General features: G+C 74.1%; 20 protein-coding genes. 4 read left to right on the top strand and 16 right to left on the bottom strand.

What is annotated here, in order from left to right; all coding sequences use genetic code 11:
* Complete coding sequence (locus ACI792_RS19475) at positions 1-1,374, top strand: DUF2254 domain-containing protein (RefSeq protein WP_456604042.1); 1,374 nt, start codon at positions 1-3, stop codon at positions 1,372-1,374.
* 36 nt (positions 1,375-1,410) lie between these two features.
* Here the strand turns inward: ACI792_RS19475 and ACI792_RS19470 are convergent, their stop codons facing one another.
* The 14 genes from ACI792_RS19470 to ACI792_RS19405 all read right to left on the bottom strand — a co-directional run bounded on the left by ACI792_RS19470 (position 1,411) and on the right by ACI792_RS19405 (position 15,270).
* Complete coding sequence (locus ACI792_RS19470) at positions 1,411-2,091, bottom strand: GPR1/FUN34/YaaH family transporter (RefSeq protein ID WP_456604041.1); 681 nt, start codon at positions 2,089-2,091, stop codon at positions 1,411-1,413.
* Positions 2,088-2,570, bottom strand: coding sequence for a hypothetical protein (locus ACI792_RS19465; RefSeq protein WP_456604040.1), 483 nt, complete (start codon positions 2,568-2,570; stop codon positions 2,088-2,090). Before ACI792_RS19465 ends, ACI792_RS19470 begins: the two co-directional genes overlap by 4 nt.
* A complete protein-coding gene (locus ACI792_RS19460) occupies positions 2,567-5,062 on the bottom strand; it encodes a molybdopterin oxidoreductase family protein (RefSeq protein WP_456604039.1) in 2,496 nt (831 codons plus the stop codon). Before ACI792_RS19460 ends, ACI792_RS19465 begins: the two co-directional genes overlap by 4 nt.
* 221 nt (positions 5,063-5,283) lie before the next feature.
* Positions 5,284-5,808: a DUF421 domain-containing protein gene (locus tag ACI792_RS19455; protein ID WP_456604038.1), complete on the bottom strand. Its 525-nt coding sequence runs from the start codon at positions 5,806-5,808 to the stop codon at positions 5,284-5,286.
* 9 nt (positions 5,809-5,817) lie between these two features.
* Positions 5,818-7,074 (bottom strand): cation:proton antiporter domain-containing protein, encoded by a 1,257-nt coding sequence (locus ACI792_RS19450; protein ID WP_456604037.1) that lies wholly within the window; start codon positions 7,072-7,074, stop codon positions 5,818-5,820.
* Between the two features lie 39 nt (positions 7,075-7,113).
* Positions 7,114-7,521 carry a four-helix bundle copper-binding protein gene (locus tag ACI792_RS19445; RefSeq protein WP_456604036.1) on the bottom strand — a complete coding sequence of 136 codons (408 nt, stop codon included), beginning with the start codon at positions 7,519-7,521 and terminating at the stop codon, positions 7,114-7,116.
* 139 nt (positions 7,522-7,660) lie between these two features.
* Positions 7,661-8,512 carry a formate/nitrite transporter family protein gene (locus tag ACI792_RS19440; protein ID WP_456604035.1) on the bottom strand — a complete coding sequence of 284 codons (852 nt, stop codon included), beginning with the start codon at positions 8,510-8,512 and terminating at the stop codon, positions 7,661-7,663.
* Between the two features lie 128 nt (positions 8,513-8,640).
* Positions 8,641-10,236: an alpha/beta hydrolase fold domain-containing protein gene (locus ACI792_RS19435; protein WP_456604034.1), complete on the bottom strand. Its 1,596-nt coding sequence runs from the start codon at positions 10,234-10,236 to the stop codon at positions 8,641-8,643.
* An 86-nt stretch (positions 10,237-10,322) separates the two neighbouring features.
* On the bottom strand, positions 10,323-10,943 hold the full coding sequence (locus ACI792_RS19430) for an MBL fold metallo-hydrolase (protein ID WP_456604056.1): 621 nt from the start codon (positions 10,941-10,943) through the stop codon (positions 10,323-10,325).
* Positions 10,944-11,093: 150 nt separating this feature from the next.
* Positions 11,094-11,243 carry a hypothetical protein gene (locus ACI792_RS19425; RefSeq protein ID WP_456604033.1) on the bottom strand — a complete coding sequence of 50 codons (150 nt, stop codon included), beginning with the start codon at positions 11,241-11,243 and terminating at the stop codon, positions 11,094-11,096.
* Between the two features lie 80 nt (positions 11,244-11,323).
* Entirely contained in the window at positions 11,324-12,187 is an 864-nt protein-coding gene (locus tag ACI792_RS19420; protein ID WP_456604032.1) for a dioxygenase family protein, read from the bottom strand.
* Between the two features lie 80 nt (positions 12,188-12,267).
* Positions 12,268-13,239, bottom strand: a complete 972-nt coding sequence (locus tag ACI792_RS19415; RefSeq protein WP_456604031.1) for a zinc-binding dehydrogenase — start codon at positions 13,237-13,239, stop codon at positions 12,268-12,270.
* A gap of 10 nt (positions 13,240-13,249) precedes the next feature.
* Positions 13,250-14,086, bottom strand: a complete 837-nt coding sequence (locus ACI792_RS19410; RefSeq protein ID WP_456604030.1) for a citryl-CoA lyase — start codon at positions 14,084-14,086, stop codon at positions 13,250-13,252.
* Positions 14,083-15,270 carry a CaiB/BaiF CoA transferase family protein gene (locus ACI792_RS19405; RefSeq protein WP_456604029.1) on the bottom strand — a complete coding sequence of 396 codons (1,188 nt, stop codon included), beginning with the start codon at positions 15,268-15,270 and terminating at the stop codon, positions 14,083-14,085. Before ACI792_RS19405 ends, ACI792_RS19410 begins: the two co-directional genes overlap by 4 nt.
* A 230-nt stretch (positions 15,271-15,500) precedes the next feature.
* Here ACI792_RS19405 and ACI792_RS19400 point away from each other — a divergent pair, with 230 nt between their 5' ends.
* The 3 genes from ACI792_RS19400 to pdxY all read left to right on the top strand — a co-directional run bounded on the left by ACI792_RS19400 (position 15,501) and on the right by pdxY (position 18,930).
* Positions 15,501-17,015, top strand: coding sequence for an amidohydrolase family protein (locus ACI792_RS19400; RefSeq protein ID WP_456604028.1), 1,515 nt, complete (start codon positions 15,501-15,503; stop codon positions 17,013-17,015).
* An 88-nt stretch (positions 17,016-17,103) separates the two neighbouring features.
* Entirely contained in the window at positions 17,104-17,931 is an 828-nt protein-coding gene (locus tag ACI792_RS19395; protein ID WP_456604027.1) for an IclR family transcriptional regulator domain-containing protein, read from the top strand.
* Between the two features lie 147 nt (positions 17,932-18,078).
* Complete coding sequence (pdxY, locus tag ACI792_RS19390; protein WP_456604026.1) at positions 18,079-18,930, top strand: pyridoxal kinase PdxY; 852 nt, start codon at positions 18,079-18,081, stop codon at positions 18,928-18,930.
* A gap of 103 nt (positions 18,931-19,033) precedes the next feature.
* Here the strand turns inward: pdxY and ACI792_RS19385 are convergent, their stop codons facing one another.
* Both ACI792_RS19385 and ACI792_RS19380 read right to left on the bottom strand, forming a co-directional pair.
* Entirely contained in the window at positions 19,034-19,852 is an 819-nt protein-coding gene (locus ACI792_RS19385) for a hypothetical protein (RefSeq protein WP_456604025.1), read from the bottom strand.
* Between the two features lie 47 nt (positions 19,853-19,899).
* Positions 19,900-20,138 (bottom strand): aldehyde dehydrogenase family protein (locus ACI792_RS19380; protein ID WP_456604024.1); only part of this gene is annotated, 239 nt, incomplete at its 5' end.

Here is a 20,138-nt window from a genome sequence, read left to right as displayed (position 1 = left end):
ATGAACGACGTCCACCCCGTCCAGCGCCTGTGGCGCGGCATGCGCAGCACCCTGTGGCCGATCCCGCTGCTCACGGTCACCCTCGCGGTCGGGCTCGGGGTCGGGATGCCGATCGTCGACGGGTACCTCGGCACGGGCGGTCCGGCGTCGCCGCTGAGCTTCGTCTTCGGCGGCGGCCCGGCCGCCGCCCGTGACCTGCTGGCCTCGATCGCCGGCTCGCTGATCTCGGTGACCGGTGTGATCTTCTCCCTCACCGTCGTGGCGCTCCAGCTCGGCAGCAGCCAGTACTCGCCGCGACTGCTGCAGACCTTCGCCACCGACCGCGTCGTCCAGCTGACCCTGGCCCAGTTGACCGGGACCTTCGTCTACGCCCTCACGGTGCTGCGGACGGTGCGGACGGCAGAGGCCGCGGCCGGCGACGACTCGTTCGTCCCCCGGGTGTCGATCACGCTGGCGTTCCTGTTCGCGGTGGGCAGCGTCGTGGCCCTGGTGGTCTTCCTGGGCCACCTCGCCCGCTCCCTCCGGGTGGAGACGATGCTGCGCGACGTCCACGCCGAGGCGACCCGGGCCGTGCGGGACGAGGACGACGAGCCGGACGACGGCGGCCGGCTCCCGGAGAGGCCCGGGACTCCCGTCGAGGCCACCGGCAGCGGCTTCGTCATCGACGTCGACGTCGAGCACCTGGTGGAAGCGGCCCGGGACGCCGACGTCGTCCTCGCCCTCTCCCCGCGCATGGGCGACGCCGTCGTCGCCGGGACACCGCTCGCCGAGGCCTGGCGGCGCGGTGGGGGGCCCGTCGAGGACGTGGCGCCGCTGCGGGACGCGCTCTCCCGCGGCGTCCGTCTGTCCTACGAGCGCTCCCCCGACCAGGACCCGGCCTACAGCCTCCGCAAGATCGTCGACATCGCCGGTCGGGCGCTCTCGCCCGGCATCAACGACCCGACGACCGCCGTGCACGCCCTGTCGCACGTCTCCGCCCTGCTCGGTGTCCTCCTCCGCCGCCGCGGCACCGTCCGGTCCTGGTGCGACGACGACGGCGCGGTGCGGCTGCTCGTGCCGCAGTGGACCGCCGACGAACTCCTCACCGTCGGCCTGGAGGAGCCCCTGCAGTACGCGTCGGGGCAGCCGGCGGTGCTGCGCCGGATCGCGGGGCTGCTGCACGAGGTGGCGTGGCAGGTGCGCGGGGAGGGGCTCGACGACGCCCTGCGCAGCCTGCTCGACCGCACCGTGGACCTGGCGCTGGAGAGCACCGCGATCGAGAACCGCGAGACCAGCGCCTGGCGGGCGGCCTTCGAGGACGCCCTGGCCGGGCGCTGGTCGCCCGCCCGTCGGCTCAGCCCGCGATCGCCGGTGTCGGACGCGCCGGCGGGGTGAGCGCCGGGCCCGCGGGGCCGCGGGCCGGAGCCACGGTCAGAGCTGCGGGCGGACCCCGGCTTCCTCGATCAGCTCCTCAGGTGCCAGTGGTCCCTCACCGGCCATCACGGTGCGGCCGGGTCCGCGCCGGCCGAGCGGGAGGACGGTCTTCTCCTGGGCCCCCTCCAGCTCCAGGGCCAGGGCGGCGTAGAGCGCGAGGACCGCGAGGGCCACGCCGATCCACCCGGCCCCCGTCTTCCACGCCTGCGACCCGGTCATCTCGTAGACGCCGGTGACGACGAACCGGGTCCCCGCCAGCGCCATCACCGCTGCCGGCACGACCTTGCTGCCCATCGCGACGGCGGCCGGGGTGAACATGCCCAGTCCGGCCACCAGGAGCAGGACGCCCAGCCCGCTGCTGACCGAGCCCGGCGGACTGGTCAGCGTGGTGAACCCGGCGACCGCCCACGTCCCGCTGAGGATCCCCATCCCCGTCGCCGCCACCGGGTCGCGGCTGAGGAACCCGAAGACGGAGGCCAGCAGCTGCAGGGGGAACGTGGCGAACAACGCGGTGCAGCCGGCGACCCGCCCCTCGGCGGCGGGGATCCAGCCCAGCTGCACGGCGCTGAACATCGTCGTCGCCAGCGCCAGGGCGAGGAACCCCAGGGGCAGGGGGGTGGCCAGCGGCCGCAGGACGATCCGCGTTCCGGCCGCCCCCGTCGCGCCGTCGGGGCTCAACTGACCAGCACCTGGGTCGCCGACTCCTTGAGCTTGCCGTTGGCCCACCGGACCTGCCGCAGGGTCTCGGGGTGGCAGCGCTCGGCGAGCTCGAGCAGCTCCTTCTTCCGGGCGCCCTGCGCGCCCTGGGCGAGGAGCTCCCAGTCCAGCGACGTGCCGGACGCCTCGCGGTAGATGTGCCGCAGGTCGGCCAGCAGGAGCATCCCGGGCGTGCTGCTGCGCCCCATCAGGTCGGACGCCTTCTGCCGGGCCTTCTCCAGGACGGTGGGGTCCCCTTTCGGCTCCGGGTCCAGCTCCAGTCCGAAGTCCCTGCCGACCTCGGCCAGGGCCCGGACGTGGTCCTGCGACCAGCGGGCGATGTCCCTGGCCACGTGGAAGACCTCGTGGTCGGCCTTGTGCCGGTCGGACATCGCCAGCAGGGCGCCGGCCAGGTGGTTCTCGGAGCGGTGCAGCTCCTCGATCGCCAGGTGCAGCTTCATCGGGTGCCTCCCGACACGGTCGCCGGCTCCCCGGCGGGCAGCTCCTCGGTGGTCAGCTTCTCGGTGGAGAGGGCGGCGTCACCGCCGGTGGTGGGCGGCACACCGTCGGTGACGGGCTTCGATCCGGTCGTCGTCGGCGCGAGGGACGGCCCACGACCCTTCCCGAGCCGCTTCACGGCGGCGGCCGCGGTCTTGAAGATGGGCTGCTTGGAGGCCGAGTCCCAGTCGGTGATCGTCAGCTCGTTGGCGGCCCTGCCCCGCTTGCCCGCCGGCTGGTGACCGTCGGGCTCGTCCCAGTACCCGTAGTGGAAGGGCAGGAAGACCACTCCGGGCCGGATACCGCTGATCCGCAGCTTGGCCTCGACGCGGCCACGCGGGGTCCTCACCTCGAGCAGGTCGCCCTCGGCGAACCCACGGTCGGCCGCATCGCTCGCCGACATCTCCACCCACACCTCGGGCGCCGCCTGCTGCAGCTGGGGTGCCCGGGCGGTCTTCGTCCGGGTGTGGAAGTGGTACAGCGTCCGCCCGGTCATGAGCTGGAAGGGGAACTCCTCGCTGATCACCTCGTGCGGCGGCACGTACTCCGCCGCCTTCAGCACCGCCTTGCCCGAGGGGTTCATGGCCTTGTACTCGACCGGCGACAGCGGCGCCCCGGTGACGAGGTCGCGGCCGTAGCTCTCGCAGTAGCCCGGGTCGGACCAGAACTGCCCGTCGACGTAGATGTGCTCGGTGCCGTCCGGGTGCTCGTCGTTGCACGGCCACTGGATCCCGCTGCCGCCGCGGAGCTTGTCGTAGCTCATGCCCGTGTAATCGCAGGGGCGCCCGCGGGAGCACTCCTTCCAGCCCTCGAAGGCCTCCTCGGGCGTCGACCACTTCACCAGCGGCGCGCCGTCCTTGTCCTTCAGCCCCATCCGGTGGGCGAAGTCCAGGAAGATGTCGAAGTCCGGCTTCGCCTCGCCCGGTGGCTCCACGGCCTTCTCCGACAGGTGCACCGTGCGGTCGACGTTGGTGAAGGTGCCGGTCTTCTCGCCCCAGGTGGCGGCCGGGAGCACCACGTCGGCGAGCTGCGCGGTCTCGGACAGGAAGATGTCCTGGACCACCAGGAACAGCCGGTCCTGGGCGAGGATCTCGCGGATCCGGCCGAGCTCGGGCAGGGAGACCGCCGGGTTGGTGGCCTGCACCCACATGAAGCGGATGGAGCCCTCCTCGGCGTACCGGAACATCTGCATGGCATGGGTGGGCGGCGAGTAGTGCGGGATGTCCATCGGGTCGACGTTCCAGACCCGGGCCAGGTCCTGGATGTGCTCGTCGTTGGACCAGTTGCGGAAGGCGGGCAGGTCGCCGTCCGCGCCGCACTCGCGGGTGTTCTGCGCGGTCGGTTGCCCGTTCATCTGGAGGATCCCGCAGCCGGGCCTGCCGAGCATGCCGCGCAGGATGTGGATGTTGTTGACCTGCACGGCCGATGCGGTGGCCTGGTTCGCCTGGTAGAAGCCCTGCAGCACCGTGGACATCAGCCGCTCGGCGGTGCCGATGAGCCGGGCGGCCTCGCGGATCTGCTCCGCCGGGACGTCGCACACCTCGGCGGCGACCTCCGGCGGGTAGTTCGCCACCCGCTTGCTGAGCTCCTCGAAGCCGACGGCGTGCTTCGCCACGTACTCGGTGTCGACCCAGCCGTTGGCGATGATCTCGTGCAGCAGGGCGTTGGCCAGCATCACGTTCGTGCCCGGCCGCGGCGCCAGGTGCACGGTGGCGTGCCGGGCGACCGGCGTCTCGCGCGGGTCGATGCAGACGACCTTCGGGGGGTTCGGGCCGGCCAGCCGGTCGAGGATGCGCGTCCAGAGCACCGTCTGCGTCTCGGCCATGTTGTGGCCGTAGAGGGCGATCACGTCGGCGTGGTCGATGTCGGTGTAGGAGCCCGGTTGCCCGTCGCAGGCGAACGACTCCTTGAGCGCCGCCGCCGCGGTGGCGGTGCACAGCCGGGTGTTGCCGTCGACGTGGTTGGTGCCGATGCCGCCGTGCGCGATCAGGCCGAGGGTGTAGTACTCCTCCAGGAACAGCTGCCCGGTGGTGTAGAAGCTGATCGCGCTGGGCCCCTGCTCGTCCAGCAGCTCCTTCGCCCGGCCGACCACCGCCTCCATCGCCGTGTCCCAGTCGGTCTCCACGAGCTTCCCGCCGCGGCGGATCAACGGCTTCGTCAGCCGGTCCGGGGAGTTGTTCGCCTGCCAGCCGAAGAGGTCCTTCGGCCCGAGCCGGCCGTGGTTGACCCGGTCGACGGCCCGCCCGCGGACCCCGACGATCCGGTCGTCCTTGACCGCGATGTCCAGGCCGTCGCCGTTGCTGTGCAGGATCGTCGCCGACTGCACCCAGCGGTCGACGTCGTCCTCGGTGAGCCCGTCGGCGAGGTGGACGTCCACCCGGGTGGGCCACTCCTCGCCCGGGCCGTACGGCGTGCGGGTGCCCCAGGGCTCCGCGATTCGGTCGATGCGCGTCACGTGCGTCCTCCGGCAGGAAGCGTCTGTCGTGCGGGGATCGGCGCAGGTGGGTGCACGCGCTGTCGTGCCGGCGGTGCCCCTGCGCGGGACGGGCCGGCGGCTGCTGCACCGGCGGGCCTGGGCCACCCTTCCCCCGACCGGCTCGGTGAAACGGTGGAGCGGACAGGCCCAGACGGCTGACACGACTTCGTCATGAAGAGCCCGGCCAGGGGACGAGCAGGTCACCCGTGGTGCTCGTGGGCCCCCGCGACCCCCTCGAGCGCCGTCCCCGCGCCGTACTTCTCCGCCGGGATGACGCTCAGCGAGCCGTCGCTCTCGAGGACGACCGCGGCCACCGCGGACAGGTCCCCGGCTCCCGACGAGCGGACCGCCTGGCGGATCTCGTCGATCCCGACGCGGACGTCCCGCATCCGGTCCTGCAGCGGCTCCCCGTCGCGCAGCACCTGCGTCGGCCGGGAGGTGACCACCCCCCGGAGGGCGGGCCAGCGCACCGTCAGCCAGGCGACGACGAGCTGCAGCAGGGCCAGCAGCCCGAGGGCGACCGCACCCTCGGTCCAGGCGACGTCGGTGCTGAGGAGGATGGTGGCCAGCGTGGAGCCCAGCGCCACGGTGACCACCAGGTCGAAGGCGTTGAGCTTGGTCAGCGTCCGTTTGCCGGTGAACCGGAGGATCACCACCACGGTGACGTAGGCCGCCGATCCCACCAGCAGAACTCGGATGATTCCGGACCACTCGTCGAACCACATGGACGCCCCCTACCCCGCCGACCCCCGCGACGACGCAGCGCTGCGCGTTCCGGCATCCCGCGGCGGGCCGGTGGCCCGGCGGTACAACCGCCGGCCGAGCGTGGCGGTCAGCCCGTGCGCCAGGGTGCTGGCCGCGACCACCAGCGAACCGGCCGCGAGCACCACCGGGTCGATCGAGAGCCGCTCGGACTCCAGCGTCAGGTAGAAGAGCGCCGAGATCCCGATGGGGCCGAACCAGCCGAGGTAGACCCCGTCCGGCGGGGCGAGGTGCAGCGGACGGCGCAGCAGGTAGATCACCGGCGGCCGGCGCAGCAGCAGGGTGAGCACGGCGAACACCACCCCGGACCAGCCCAGTTCCCGCCACTGCGCCCACGGCAGCAGCGCACCGAACGCCACGAAGAGCGGGAGGATGACGAACCGGTTCACGGCCTCGTCGATGCGCACGTCCGCGACCCGTTCGCGTCCGGTGCTCACCGCGTTGAACGCCAGGCCGCAGACGAAGACGGCCAGGATGCCGTCGATGTGGATCAGGCCTCCGACGCCGAGCACGGCGAGGGCCAGGACGACCGTGAACACCAGCTCCGGCCCGGGGTCGGTCGCCCCGTGGTCGGCTCCGGCCCGCAGGGCACGGCCGCCCAGCCAGCCGAGCAGGGCGCCGAGCAGGATGGCCCCGGCGACCTGCCAGAGCGACTCGAGCAGCGCCTCCCCCACCGAGAGGGGGCCGGCGAGCGCGATCGCGACGAGCACCAGCGGCAGCGCCAGGCCGTCGTTCGCGCCGGACTCCAGGGAGAGCACCTCCCGGTCGCGGTCGGGAAGGTCCTCCTCGGCGGGCTTGCCGGTCACCACGTTGGACGCGAGCACCGGATCGGTCGGCGCCAGCGCGGCGCCCAGCAGCGCGGCGACCCCGACCCCGGCACCCAGCGTGATCCCGGCCAGCCCGGCGGTCACGAGGGCCATGACCGGCATCACCACGGCCAGCAGCAGGAGGACCGGCCGCCAGCGGGCGCGTACGACTTGGGCCGGGTAGCGCAGCGCCACCGCCATGACGGACACGGCCAGCAGCAGCCGCGCGGCGGTGTGCAGCCAGCCGTGGTCCTCGAGCAGATCGGGCAGGGGCAGGACGCCGAGCACCGCCGGGCCGAGGACGACGCCGATGGCGAGCGCCAGGAGCGGCTCGCTGAACGGGAGCCGGCGGATCCGGTCCGACCACGCGGCGGCGACGAGCGCGAGTGCGCCCGCCGTCGCCAGCAGCACGTCGACGGTCACCGGGGAGCACCGGCCGCCGCGCTGATCGCGGTCACGGGGTCACCCCAGGCTGGCGATGAGCTCCCGGCACGCCGTCTCGCAGCGGCGGCACGCCTCCGCGCAGACCCGGCAGTGCTCGTGCATCTCGGCGTGGCTGCCGCACTCGTCGCCGCAGGACTTGCACGCGGCGGCGCAGGCCTCCAGGACGGCCCGGGTCAGGTTCGCGTCGTAGCCGGTGTGCCGGGAGAGCACCCGGCCGGTGGTGTCGCAGATGTCGGCGCAGTCGGTGTTGCTGCGGATGCACTTCGTCAGCTCTGCCACCGAGTCCTCGCTCAGGCAGGCGTCGGCACAGGCGGTGCAGGCCTGCGCGCACTCGACGCAGGCCTCGATGCACTCGAGCAGCTTCTGCTTGTCCACACCGCCGAGGTCCTTCGGGTAGGTGTCGAGCATCTGGGCGGCGACGGTCACGTCGGTCTCCTCCGTGGTGGTGGTCCGGGACGCGGATGCGTCCGGGGGCTCTCGCCGCACCCGCCGTACCCCCGTCGCCGGCTCCGGCACGCAGCCCGGCCCATGACGATCCCGTGACGGGTGCGCGCCGCGCGGCCGGTCACGCGCGCTCGGCGTCCTCGGCGGCGGCCTCCTCCGGCGAGGGCTCCGGCTCGTCGCGGAGGAAGAGGTACCAGTACGACGTCGCGACGAAGACGACGGCGCCCACCAGGTTGCCCGCCCCGGCGAGCAGCCAGTTGAGCAGGGTGTCGTCCCAGCCGAGGTCGGGGACGCCCGCGAAGATCGCCGCGGGCAGGAAGAACATGTTGGCGACGACGTGGTCGAAGCCCATGGCGACGAAGGCCATGATCGGGAAGAAGATCGCCAGGATCTTCCCGGACACCGACGTCGCCGCCAGCGACATCCACACGGCCAGGCAGACCAGCCAGTTGCAGCCCACGGCGCGCAGGAAGGTCTGCCAGGGCGACTCCTCCAGCGCCTTCCCCTCGGCGATGGAGGCGAGCCGCTCGTACGTCAGCCCGCCCGTCCCCGTCGCGTCGGCGTCCCCGATCACGCCGGTCTGGACCGCGAGGAAGTAGGCGACGAACAGGGCGCCCAGCAGGTTGCCCAGCAGGACCAGGGTGAGGTTGCGGACGACGTCGTCCATGCCCAGCTTGCCGTGCATCGCGCCCAGCGGGACCAGCATCATGTTCCCCGTGGCCAGGTCGGAGCCCGCCACCAGGACCAGCACGAGCCCCAGGGTGAAGGTGGCGCCCGTGAAGAGCGTCGGCAGCGTGCCCCAGGTCTCCGGGTCCAGCCCCGAGGAGACGGTGATCGCGACCAACCCGCCGAAGGCGATGTAGGCCCCGGCCAGGAAGGCGCTCACCAGCACGCGGTCCCAGGTGCGACCCACCTTCTTGGTGCCGGTCGCCGTGGCGACCTGGGCGATCTCCTTGGGTTCCCGTGCCGCCATGGTCGTGCCTCCCGTGGGTGGTCCGCCGCTCCAGGGAGCCTCCCGCCCGTTCCCGGCCGCGGCAACCGGGCGGTGGGCCGGGCCGGGAGGGCGCCACTCCTCCCGGCCGCGCCGTCGTCACGCCGTCGTCACGCCGTCCCCCCGCTGGTGGGCACGGCGCCCACGGCCGGGCGGGGAGCGCCGAAGGCGCGGATGAAGTGCCGCGCCGCCTCCTGCTGGGCCTGCTCGGCCTTCTCCAGCACGGCGGCGGCGCCGAAGAACTCGTGCATGACGCCCGGGTAGTAGCGGTGGGTGGTGGGCACCCCCGCGGCCTCGAGCTTCTCCGCGAAGAGCTGCCCCTGGCTGCGCAGCACGTCGCGCTCGTCGGTGATCACCAGCGTGGGGGGCATCAGCGCCAGCTGCTCGCGGCTCCACCCCAGCAGGTCGACCCGCGGGTCCCGCGCGCCCTCGGGCCTCCCCTCGAACGCATGCATCGCCATCCACGAGAGCAGCGCGCGGTTGAGCGGGCGGCCGTCCGCGGCGTCCTCCATCGACTCACCGAGCTGCTCCCCGGTGGTGAGGGGGTAGACGCACACCGCGGCGGCGGGCACCTGCTCGCCGGCCTGCGCCAGTTGGAGCGCCGCCGCCGCCGCCATGGTGCCTCCCACGGACTCCCCGCCGATGCCGATGCGCGACGGGTCCCCGCCCAGCTCGGCGGCGTGCGCGACCGTCCACCGGTAGGCGGCGAGGACGTCGTCGTGCGAGGCCGGGAACACGGCCTCCGGTGCCCGGCGGTAGTCGGGGCTGACCACCATCGCGCCGGTCTTGTTGCAGACCCCGCGGCAGGACGCGTCGTAGGTGTCGATGTCGAAGAGCACCCAGCCGCCGCCGTGGATCCACATGATCACCGGTAGCGGTCCCTCGGTCGCCCGCACCGGCTTGTAGACCCGCATCCGCAGCTGGCCGCCCGCGGCGTCGGGGATGACGATGTCCTCCACCGAGCCGACCTCCTCGGGCCCCTCGATGCCCTTGTCGGCCATGACCTTCCTGACGGCGTCGTCGGGGCCCGGCTGGGAGCGCGCCTGGTCGGGCTCGAGGATCTCGAACGGCAGCGGGCCCAGCGAGGAGTGGGCGTCGACGATCGCCTGCGCCTGCGGGTCCAGCAGGCCGGAGGCGTCGGTGGCCATCTCCTTCTGCCGGCCCGACAGCAGGTCGCGCACGTGGTCCAGCGGCTTGGCCAGCATGCCGGCGATCCGCTCGGCGATCCCCTCGTCGGGGGCGTGCGGGTGCGGACGGGTCGGGGCCATCCGCTTGGCCGCCAGGAACTCCCTGCCCAGCTGCGCCATGCGCTCGGGCCCGGCCTTGCGGCGGAACTCCGGCAGTTCCTCGCCCTCCTCGTCGCCGACGTGGTGGCGGACGACGCGCATCAGCCTGCTGAGGGCCTCCTCGAACTCCTGCTCCCCGGGTTCGGTGCGGCCCAGGACGACGAGCAGCTCCTTGATCTCCTGGTGCTCGTGCTCGGCGTCGTCGTGCTCGTCGGTCATCCCGATCTCGGTCCAGATCGGGTAGAGCACCGTCTCCTCGGCGAAGGCGTGCAGCGCCAGCTCGAAGGAGACCTGGTCGACCAGCACGCGGCGGTTGCCGCGCCCGGCCTCCAGGTGCTGGAACTGCCGCTCGACGATCGCGTGGTCGTCGGCGATGAGGTGGTCGATGTCGCCGGGCAGGGTCGGGTAGGTCAGGGCCACGGAAGGCCTCCTCGATGTTCGATGGGGTTCGCAACCGGCCCAGGTGGCTCTACCCCGCACCGCCGCCGGCACGCGCCCGTCCTGGTTCACCCGGCGGTGACGGGGATGCGCCGCGGGACCGGCACCGTCTGCAGGTCGGCGGCCACGACGACCTCCCCGCCGAACGCCTCCCCCGCCTCCTCGGCGAATCGCCGGGGGTCGTCGTACCGCTGGGAGAAGTGCGTCAGCACCAGCGTCCGGACGCCGCAGTCGGCGGCCACCGTCGCCGCCTGCCGGGCGGTGAGGTGCCCGTACCGGCGGGCGAGCCGCTCGTCGGAGGAGAGGGAGGTCGACTCGATGAGCAGGAGGTCGGCGCCGTCGGCCAGCGCCCACACGGCGTCGCACAGCCGCTGCAGCCGCCCGACGTCCGCGCCCGCGATGCCGGCGCGGGCCAGCCGATCGGGCAGCATCCGGCGACCGTCGGGCTCCACCAGGCGGTAGCCGTAGGTCTCGACCGGGTGGTCCAGCCGGCGCGCCTCCAACGGCCCGGGGCCGCCCGTCGCGAGCGGCCCGTCCCCGGTCACGGGCCGCTCCCGGACGTCCAGGACGTCGTGGAACACCGACGCGGGGCGCAGCCGCTCGAACCACGGCTGCCCGCCTGCGGGGAAGTGCACCGGAACCGGGTGCGCCACCCGGTCCAGGTTCATCCGCTGCAGGACGCCGGGCAGCCCGAGGCAGTGGTCCCCGTGGAAGTGGGAGACGGAGATCCGGGTGATCGCGCTGCTGGGGGTAGCCGTTGTGGTTGCGGTCGCGGGTGGGGGCCTGGCTCGACGTACCCAGGACGACGAGCTCGCGCGCCGCCACGCCGCCGCCTCAGCTCAGGCCGGGTCGGCCGGCTCCTGCCCCAGCGCCTCGTCGACCGAGGTCTCGCCGTCGGTGCGGCCGCCGCCCGGGCGGGCCGGGTCGTCGCTCACGCTGGCGTGCGAGCCCTCGTCGGGCTGCTCCGGCTGGGTGTTCGGATCGGTCATCCCGTGCTCCTCGGTCGGTCCGGCGTGGAGGCCCCCATCGTGGCCGGTCCCGGGCGCCGCCGCGATCCGGCCGGGGGCGATCAGGCCTGCCGCTGCAGCACGAAGTCGTAGCGCGACTCCAGCCACGGCACGTCGATCGAGCCGCCGTCGGGTGTGCTGCCCGGCTCCCGCTCCTCGAACGCCGTCACCAGCTCCTGCTTGGTGCCGAACACGACGTCGCTGTCCAGGTAGGGCGCCCCCTGCTGGAACAGGTGGGTGATCAGCGGCTCGAAGCCCGGCACGTTGATCAGGAAGTGGATGTGCGCCGGCCGGAAGTGGCTGATCTCGGTCCGGGCGACGAGATCACCGACCGGCCCGTCCATCGGGATGGTGTAGCCCAGCGGCGCGATGGTGCGCAGGCAGTACTCGCCGTCCTCCCCGGTCGTGTACTTCGCCCGCAGCCGGGCCTCGTCGATGTCGGGGATCTGCGACTCGTAGGCGCCCTCGGTGTCGGCCTGCCAGACGTCGAGCACCGCCCCGGCCACCGGGGCGCCGTCGAGGTCGGTCACCCGGCCGTGCAGGTACAGCGGCGTCCCGGGCAGCCCCTCGGACATGTCCTCGCCGTAGCCGAGCTCGGGCGAGCCCTCGATGTGGAAGGGCCCGAGCACGGTGGCCGGCGTCGCCCGCGGGTCCAGCCGGTGGTTCATCTGGACGACGAGCATCGACAGGCCCACCACGTCGGAGGCGAGGATGAACTCCTCCCGCTTCTCGCTGCTGATCTTGCCCGTGGCGGTCAGCCACTGGACGGCGGCCATCCACTCGTCCTCGGTCAGCCGCACCTCGCGGGCGAAGTCGTGCAGGTGCCGCACGAGGGCCGTCATGACCTCCGCGAGCCGCGGGTCGCGGGCGGTGGCCCAGCGCTCCACCGCGAGCTCGGTGATGTTCTCCTCGGTGACCAGGTCCACGACGGTCCTCCTGCCGTCCGGCGCGGCCGCTGACGGCCGCGCGGTTCCTCCCCCGCGCTTCCCGCGTGGGGCGTGCTCGTTCAGGGCGTCAGGACCAGCCGGACGCCGGGGTCCCCGGTCGCCTGCCGCCGCCACGCGGTGGCGACGTCGGCGAGGGGGACCTGCTCGTGGGCGACGGCGAGCCGGCCGGCCGCCGCCTCGAGCGCGACGGCGCCGACCGCCTCCGCCCGCTGCGCCGGGGTCAGGGCGTTGTTCGTGTAGCCGAGCACCGACGCGGACTTCCCGCGCAGCACGGCCGAGGAGAAGTCCGCGGTGTCGCCCGCGGCGCCGCCGAGGTTCACCAGGCGCCCGCCCGCGGAGAGCGCCCGGGCCGCCGCGGTCGCCACCGCCCCGAAGACCGGGTCGACGACCAGGTCCAGCCGCCCGCCCGCCGCGTCGGCGAAGCGCTCCACCAGCGCGTCGACGCCGGCGTCGAGCGCCACCACCGCGTCGGCGCCGGCGGCCAGCGCGCGCTCCCGGGCCGCCGCCGAGCGGGCCGCCGCCACGACGCGCCCGGCACCGAGCAGCCGCGCCGCGCCGACCGCGGCCTGCCCGACGGCCCCGCCGGCGCCCAGCACCAGCACGTGCTCACCCGGCAGCAGCCCGCCGCGCCAGGTCAGCGACATCCAGGCGGCGACGGCGGAGAGCCCCAGCGCGGCCAGCGCGGCGTCGGGGACGTCGGCGTCGACCGGGACCAGGTCCTCGGGTGCCACCGCGCAGCGCTCCGCGAGGCTGCCGTCGCCGGGGGCCATGCCGGCGCTGGTGGCGAACCAGACCCTGGTGCCCGGCGCGGCACCGGGGCCGTCCTCGACCACGCCCACGCCCTGGACGCCCGGCACGTAGGGCACCGCGGGGCGCCCGAAGTAGGAGGTGCCCGAGGCGCACAGCAGGTCGAGGGGGACCAGCGGTGCGGCGGTCACGCGGACGACGGCCCGGTCGGCGCCCGGCTCGGGATCGGGGTGCTCGCGCAGCTGCGGGATCTCCCCCGGCGTGTGCAGGACGGCGGCGCGCACGGCCGGCCCCTCAGCCCCGCGGCCGCGCGCCGGGCAGGGGCGCGGGGACGTAGGGGTCGGGCGGCACCGGCCGGTTGTTGAGGTCGACGGAGAGGAAGACCTCGTCGGCCACCGGGTGCCGCAGCTCCTCGGCGAGCTGGCCGATCAGCCCGGCGGTGCGGGCCAGCAGCGCGAACCCCCGCAGCAGCTCCAGGGGCAGCCCGAGGTCGGCCAGCGCCGCTCCGCAGACGCCCGCGCCGTTGAGCGGCAGCCGCTTGCCGAGCACCTGCTCGTGCGTGCGGCCGATGGCGGCGAAGAGCCGCAGGTGCGGGCCGACCAGGCCCTCCTCGGCCGCGATCTCGAACAGCCGCGGCGTGCGCGGGTCGCCCTGCTTGTGCACGTGGTGCCCCAGCCCCGGCACGAACCGGCCGGCGGCCCGCTGGGCGGTCACCGTCTCGAGGGCGAGCGCGTCCCAGCCGGCGTCGTCGGCGGGCAGGTCGCCGTCCACGGAGGTGAGGACGTCGTGCAGGAAGCGGCCGCAGTCCTCGGTGACGCCGAGGAAGCGCGACCCGCCGCCGAGCAGCCCGGCGGCGAGGGCGCCCTGGATCGAGTCGGGGGCCGAGAGGTAGGTGAGCCGGGTGACGATCGCGGTCGGCGTGAACCCGTGGTCGGCGAGCGCGGCGAGCACCGCCTCGAACACGCGGGTCTCCCCCGGCGTCGGCCGCCGCTGGGTGGCCAGCCAGAAGGCCAGCTCCCCGAAGCCCACGCTGCCCATGACGTCGCGGGCGAGGTCCGTGCCCAGGAGCGTGATCGACTCCAGGCTGGAGGCGCCGAGCGCCGTCGGGTACCGCGGGCGCTCGGCGGTCACGGGGCCCCCTCCTCGGTCGAGAGCCAGCGCCGGATCTCCGCGCCGTGCTCGTCGAGGCCTGGCGGCGGGAGCCGGTAGGCCGCCGGCGTCTCGGAGAAGGTGATCGGGTTGCGCACCGTGGGCACCGCGGCCGCTCCCTCCCCCACCCGGACGACCGGGTCCAGGCCGACCTCCTGCGCGAACGCCACGCCCTGGTCGATGGTGTTGATCGGCCCGCACGGCACGCCGGCGCCGATGATGTCGCGGAACCACTCCTGCTTGCTCCGGGTGCGCAGCCGCTCCACCAGCAGCGGGCGCAGCTCCTCCCGGTGGGCGGTGCGGTCCTCGTTGCGGCCGAAGCGCGGGTCGTCCGCGAGCTCGGGGATGCCGAGCACCTCGACCAGCCGGCGGAACTGGCCGTTGTTGCCGGCCGTGATGATCAGGTCGCCGTCGGCGCAGGGCAGCGGCTCGTAGGGGAACAGGCTCGGGTGGCTGTTGCCCATGCGGAAGGGCACCACGTCGCCGGCGACGTAGGCGCTGGTCTGGTTGACCAGGCCGGACAGCGCCGAGGAGAGCAGGTTCACCTCGATGTGCTGCCCGCGCCCGGTGGCGTGCCGGTGGTTGAGCGCCGACAGCACCCCGATGGTGGCGTGCAGGCCTGCCATGACGTCGAAGAGCGCCACCCCCGCGCGGTACGGGGAGCCGTCCGGGTCACCGGTGAGGCTCATGAAGCCCGAGATCGCCTGGACGATGAGGTCGTAGCCGGGCAGCGCGGCGCCCTCGGGGGCGCTGCCGAAGCCGCTGATGGAGGCGTAGACGACGCGAGGGTTGCCCGCCGCGACGGCGTCGTAGTCCAGACCGAAGCGGGCCAGCCCACCGGGCTTGAAGTTCTCCACGAGCACGTCGGCCCGCCGCGCCAGCTCACGCGCGGCCGCGAGGTCGCCCGGGTCCTTCAGGTCGAGGGCGACCGAGCGCTTGTTGCGGTTGGCGCCCATGTAGTACGTGGAGACGCCCTCGCGCACCGGCGGCTGCCAGGTGCGGGTGTCATCGCCGTGCGGGCCCTCGACCTTCACCACCTCGGCGCCGAGATCGGCGAGCAGCATCGTGGCGTACGGCCCGGCCAGGATGCGGGAGAAGTCGGCCACCAGCAGGCCGGCGAGGGGTCCCGCCGCCGCTCCCCCGGAGTCCTCGGCGTCAACGCTCATCCGGGTCGCACACTCCTCGTCCTCGACGGCTGCGGACAACCGTCCGCATTCGGCGTCCGCAGTCTCCGACGGCCGTACCGGGCTGTCAACCGCTGGTCCGATGGCCCGCCGTCTCCACGCGACCCGGTTGACAGCTCCTGGTCCACAGGACATGGTGACGCAGGTCGCACAGGGTGTCCGCTGTACGGACGCCGGTCCGGCGACGCGACGACGACGTCCAGGAGGAGACGATGACCCACTCCGAGCCCGCTCCGGCGGCCGGTCGCCCGGTGGTGCTGCGCGGGGGGACCGTGCTGACCATGGACGAGACCTGCACCGTCCTGCCCGACGCGGACGTGCTGGTCGTCGACGACCGCATCGCCGCGGTGGGGCCGGCGCTGGAGGTCCCCGAGGGCACGCAGGAGATCGACGCCCGAGGCGGCATCGTCATGCCGGGGATGGTCGACACCCACCGGCACATGTGGCAGACGGCGATGCGCGGCTACGGCGCCGACTGGACGCTGACCCAGTACTTCGTCTGGTACTACCTCGAGCACGGGCGGAAGTTCCGGCCCCAGGACGTCGCGGCGGGCAACCGCCTCTCGGCGCTGGAGGCGCTGGAGGCCGGCGTCACCACGACCGTCGACTGGTCGCACGGCCTGCAGTCGGTCGAGCACGCCGAGGCCGCCGTCGACGCCCTGCGCTCGGTGCCCGGCCGCTTCGTCCTGGCCTACGGCAACATCCAGGCCGCACCGTGGGAGTGGACCGCCGACGCCGACGTCCGCGCCTTCCTCGAGCGCCAGCGCGACGCCGCCGACGACATGCTCGGCCTGCAGCTCGCCTTCGACGTCACCGGCGACCCCGCCTTCCCCGAGAAGGCCGCGTTCGAGGTCGCCCGCGAGCTCGGCCTGCCCGTCACCACGCACGCCGGCGTCTGGGGCGCCACCAACGACGACGGCATCCGGCTCATGCACGAGCACGGCTTCATGACGCCCGAGACGGTGTACGTGCACGCAGCCACCCTGACGCCTGACTCCTACCACCGCATCGCGGCCACGGGCGGCTCGATCTCGGTGTCGACGGAGTCCGAGCAGAGCGCCGGGCAGGGCTACCCGCCCACCTGGCAGGTGCGCTCGCACGGCATCCCCGTCTCGCTGTCGATGGACACCAGCGTGTGGTGGAGCGGTGATCTCTTCTCCGCCATGCGCACCACGCTGGGCGCCGACCGCTCCCGGGAGCACTTCGAGGCCCACCTCTCCGGCGACACCGTCACCCACCTCCAGCTGCGCGCCCAGGACGTCGTCCAGTGGGCCACCCGCGGCGGGGCGCTGGCGCTGGGCCGCGACGACCTGGGCACCCTCCAGCCGGGCAAGAAGGCCGACGTCGTGCTGATCAAGAACGACGCCTCGCCGGTCTCCTTCCCGCTGCTCAACCCGTTCGGCCACGTGGCGTTCCAGGCGCAGCGCGGCGACGTGCACACCGTGCTGGTCGACGGCCGGGTCGTGAAGCACGCGCACCGCCTGGTCGACGTCGACCTGGCGGCCGCGCGCCGCGAGATCGACGAGACCGTGGGCCACCTGCGGAGCACCATGGGCGAGGAGGCCTGGATGTCGGGCATGTACCCGGACCTGCCCGACTCCCAGGTGCTCGACAACCCCTACCAGTACACCGACTACAAGTCCCACGGGACGCACGCCGCCCGTGAGCAGGTGTTCGAGGAGCACCTGGCCACCGAGCGGCCGGCCGGGTCCGTCACCGATCACTGAGGAAGGGACCCCCTGCCCCCCGCCGCCCGCACGGTCGCGGCGGGGGGCAGGGGGCCGCGACGCGGGCACCGAGGAGAGGACGAGGGACATGGCAGGGCGCGGCAGCGGGCCCGACTTCGTCGAGGCGCTGGCACGGGGCCTCGACGTCCTCGCGTGCTTCGATCGCGACCACCCGGCCATGACGCTGTCGGAGGTGGCCGCGGCGGCGCGGCTCGCGCGCCCGACCGCGCGACGGTTGCTGCTGACCCTCGAGGAGCTGGGCTTCGTGCGCTCCTCGGGCGGCGCGTTCGCGCTCACGCCCAAGGTGCTCACCCTCGGCATGGCCTACGTCGGCGCCCTCGGGCTCTGGGACATCGCCCGCCCGCACCTGGAGGCGCTGGTCGCCCGCACCGGTGAGTCCTCCTCGATGGCCCAGCTCGACGGCTCGGACATCGTCTACGTGGCGCGGGTGTCGGTGCCCAAGCTGATCACGCTGCGGGTGGACATCGGCACCCGGTTCCCCGCGGCCCAGACCTCGCAGGGGAAGGTGCTGCTCGCCGCCCTGCCGCCGGACGAGCTGGCCGGCGTCCTCGCCGAGCCCAGCCGCGCGGGGCTGCCGCCGGTGATCGGCCGGACCCCCGAGCAGCTGCGGGCCGAGCTAACCGAGGTGCGCGCCCGCGGGTGGGCGCTCGCCGACGAGGAGCTGGCGCCCGGGGTGCGGTCGGTGGCGGTCCCCGTCCGGGACGGCGACGGCGTCGTCCGCGCGGCCGTGAACGTCACCGTGCACGCCGCGGAGACCTCCACCGAGCGGCTGGTCGGCGAGCACCTGCCCCGCCTGCTGCGCACCGCCGGCGACATCAGCGCCGAGTGGGCGCTGTGGCAGTCCCGCCCGCACGTGGAGCTCTCCCCCGGGCGGGCCACCGGCGCCACGGCCTGACCTCCCGCCACGATCAGGTTCCCTGATCGCCGGGCGTCCTCCCTCACCGCAGACCGTGAGGGAGGACCCCGCCAGGTGAGGGAGGACGAGCGGTGGCCGGGTGGTGAGCTGCTCCCCGCGGCGAGGCGGTGTGCCAGGGTGGCCGGCGTGACCGCCGTCCTCTCCATCCAGTCGCACGTCACCTACGGCCACGTCGGGAACAGCTCCGCCGTCTTCCCCCTCCAGCGCCTCGGCATCGAGGTGTGGCCCGTGCACACCGTCCAGTTCTCGAACCACACCGGCTACGGCCAGTGGACCGGCCGGGTCTACGACGGCCAGTCGATCGACGAGCTGGTGCAGGGCGTCGCCGACCGCGGGGTCCTCGGCAGCTGCGACGCGGTGCTGTCGGGCTACCTCGGCTCGGCCGACATCGGGCACGCCGTCGTCGGCGCGGTGGCGCGGGTGCGCGCGGCCAACCCGGCGGCCGCGTACTGCTGCGACCCGGTGATCGGCGACGTCGGCCGCGGCGTGTTCGTGCGCCCGGGCATCGAGGAGTTCATGCGGGAGGTCGCCGTCCCGGCCGCCGACCTGGTGACGCCCAACCACTACGAGCTGGACCTGCTCTCGGGCGCCACCACCCGGTCGCTCGACTCGGTGAAGGACGCCGTCGCCGCCGTGCAGGCGCTCGGGCCGCGGGTCGTGCTCACCACGTCGCTGGTCGCCGAGGACACCCCCGGGGACGCCGTCGACCTGCTCGCCTCCGAGGGCGGCCGGCACTTCCGCGTGCGCACCCCGCGGCTCGGGGTCTCGGTCAACGGCGCCGGCGACGCGATCGCCGCGCTCTTCCTCGCCCACTGGCTGGCGACCCGTTCGGCGGCGGAGGCGCTCGGGCGCTCGGCGGCGTCGGTGTTCGGCCTGCTCCAGCGCACCGAGGACGCGCGTTCCCGGGAGATCCTGATGGTCGCCGCGCAGGACGAGTTCGTCTCCCCGACCCGGACGTTCACGGTCGAGGAGGTCTAAGGACCCGGCACCGCGGGGTGACCGGGAGGCATTGCCCCTCGACCGGGCATCCAGGGGTCTGGAACGTCGTGCAGGGGGCCAGTGCCTGGCCGGCCGCCGCCGGTCAGCGCTCCAGGACCGCGGCGATGCGGGTGATGGTGGCCTCCTCCACCGGCAGGTGCGGCAGCACCGACGGCACCTCCTCGGGCTCCAGCCCGGTGTCGCCGAGGGCGGCCAGCAGCAGGTCGGCCTCCTCCGGCGGCACCGGGACCGTGCAGCCGGAGTCCTCCAGCGCCGCGCGGGCGAGGAAGAGCGCGCCGGCCAGGGTCTCGTCGGGCACCGGCGCCGGCTCGGGGACGACGGCGGACCGGGTGGCCGCCTCCGCCGCGCGCACCAGCGACAGGGGCAGCCCCTCGGCCTCGACCTCGATGAGCGGGACGTCGCGCAGCGCGGCGAGCACCAGGTGCTCGGCGTCGATGCGCAGCGGCGCCTCCCACCCACCGGCCCGCACCACGTCGTCCACGTCCGCGGGGTCCTCACCGAGGTCGTCGGCGAGCTCGGCCCAGTCCGCCGGGCGGGTCGCGCGGGCGCGCTCCCCGGCCACCCGGCAGGTCTCGGCGACGAAGGGCACCAGCACCTCGTCGTCGAACCGCTCGGCGACCAGCCGCCCGTCGGCGCCGACCATGTTGAGGGCGTCCTGGAAGCTGCCCGGCGCGGCGTCACCGAGGTCCACGCGGCCGTCCTCCTCGCCGCCGAGCAGCTGCCCGGTGGCCGCTCGCTCCCCCACCGTCAGCCCGCTGGGCGCCAACCGGCCCCCGCGCCGGTGGTGGTGCGGCCGGTCGGAGAGCCCGACGGCCCACGCGCAGCTCTCGGCGATCAGGGCGGCGCCGCGCTCGCGCAGCACCTCGCGGGTCAGCAGGCCCATCCAGTCGACGTCGAACACGACCACCACTGTGCCCCGCGACCGCCCGTCCGCGCTCGCGACCCGGGTCATTCCGCGGCGGCGCCGGCGGTGCTGCCCTTGGCCTGCTGGCTGCTGGGCCCGCCGATCCACACGGTCTTGGCGTTCATGAACTCCCGCATGCCCAGCTCGGTGAGCTCTCGGCCGTAGCCGCTCTGCTTGATCCCGCCGAAGGGCAGCTCGGGGTAGCTGGCGGTCATCCCGTTGATGAACGCCATCCCCGAGGCGATGTCACGCACGAACAGCGCCCGCTCCTCGGCGTCCTCGC

Source organism: Blastococcus sp. SYSU DS0669, assembly GCF_054050895.1.
The sequence above is the reverse complement of the archived record's forward strand: the minus strand, read 5'-3'. Positions and strand labels throughout refer to the sequence as shown.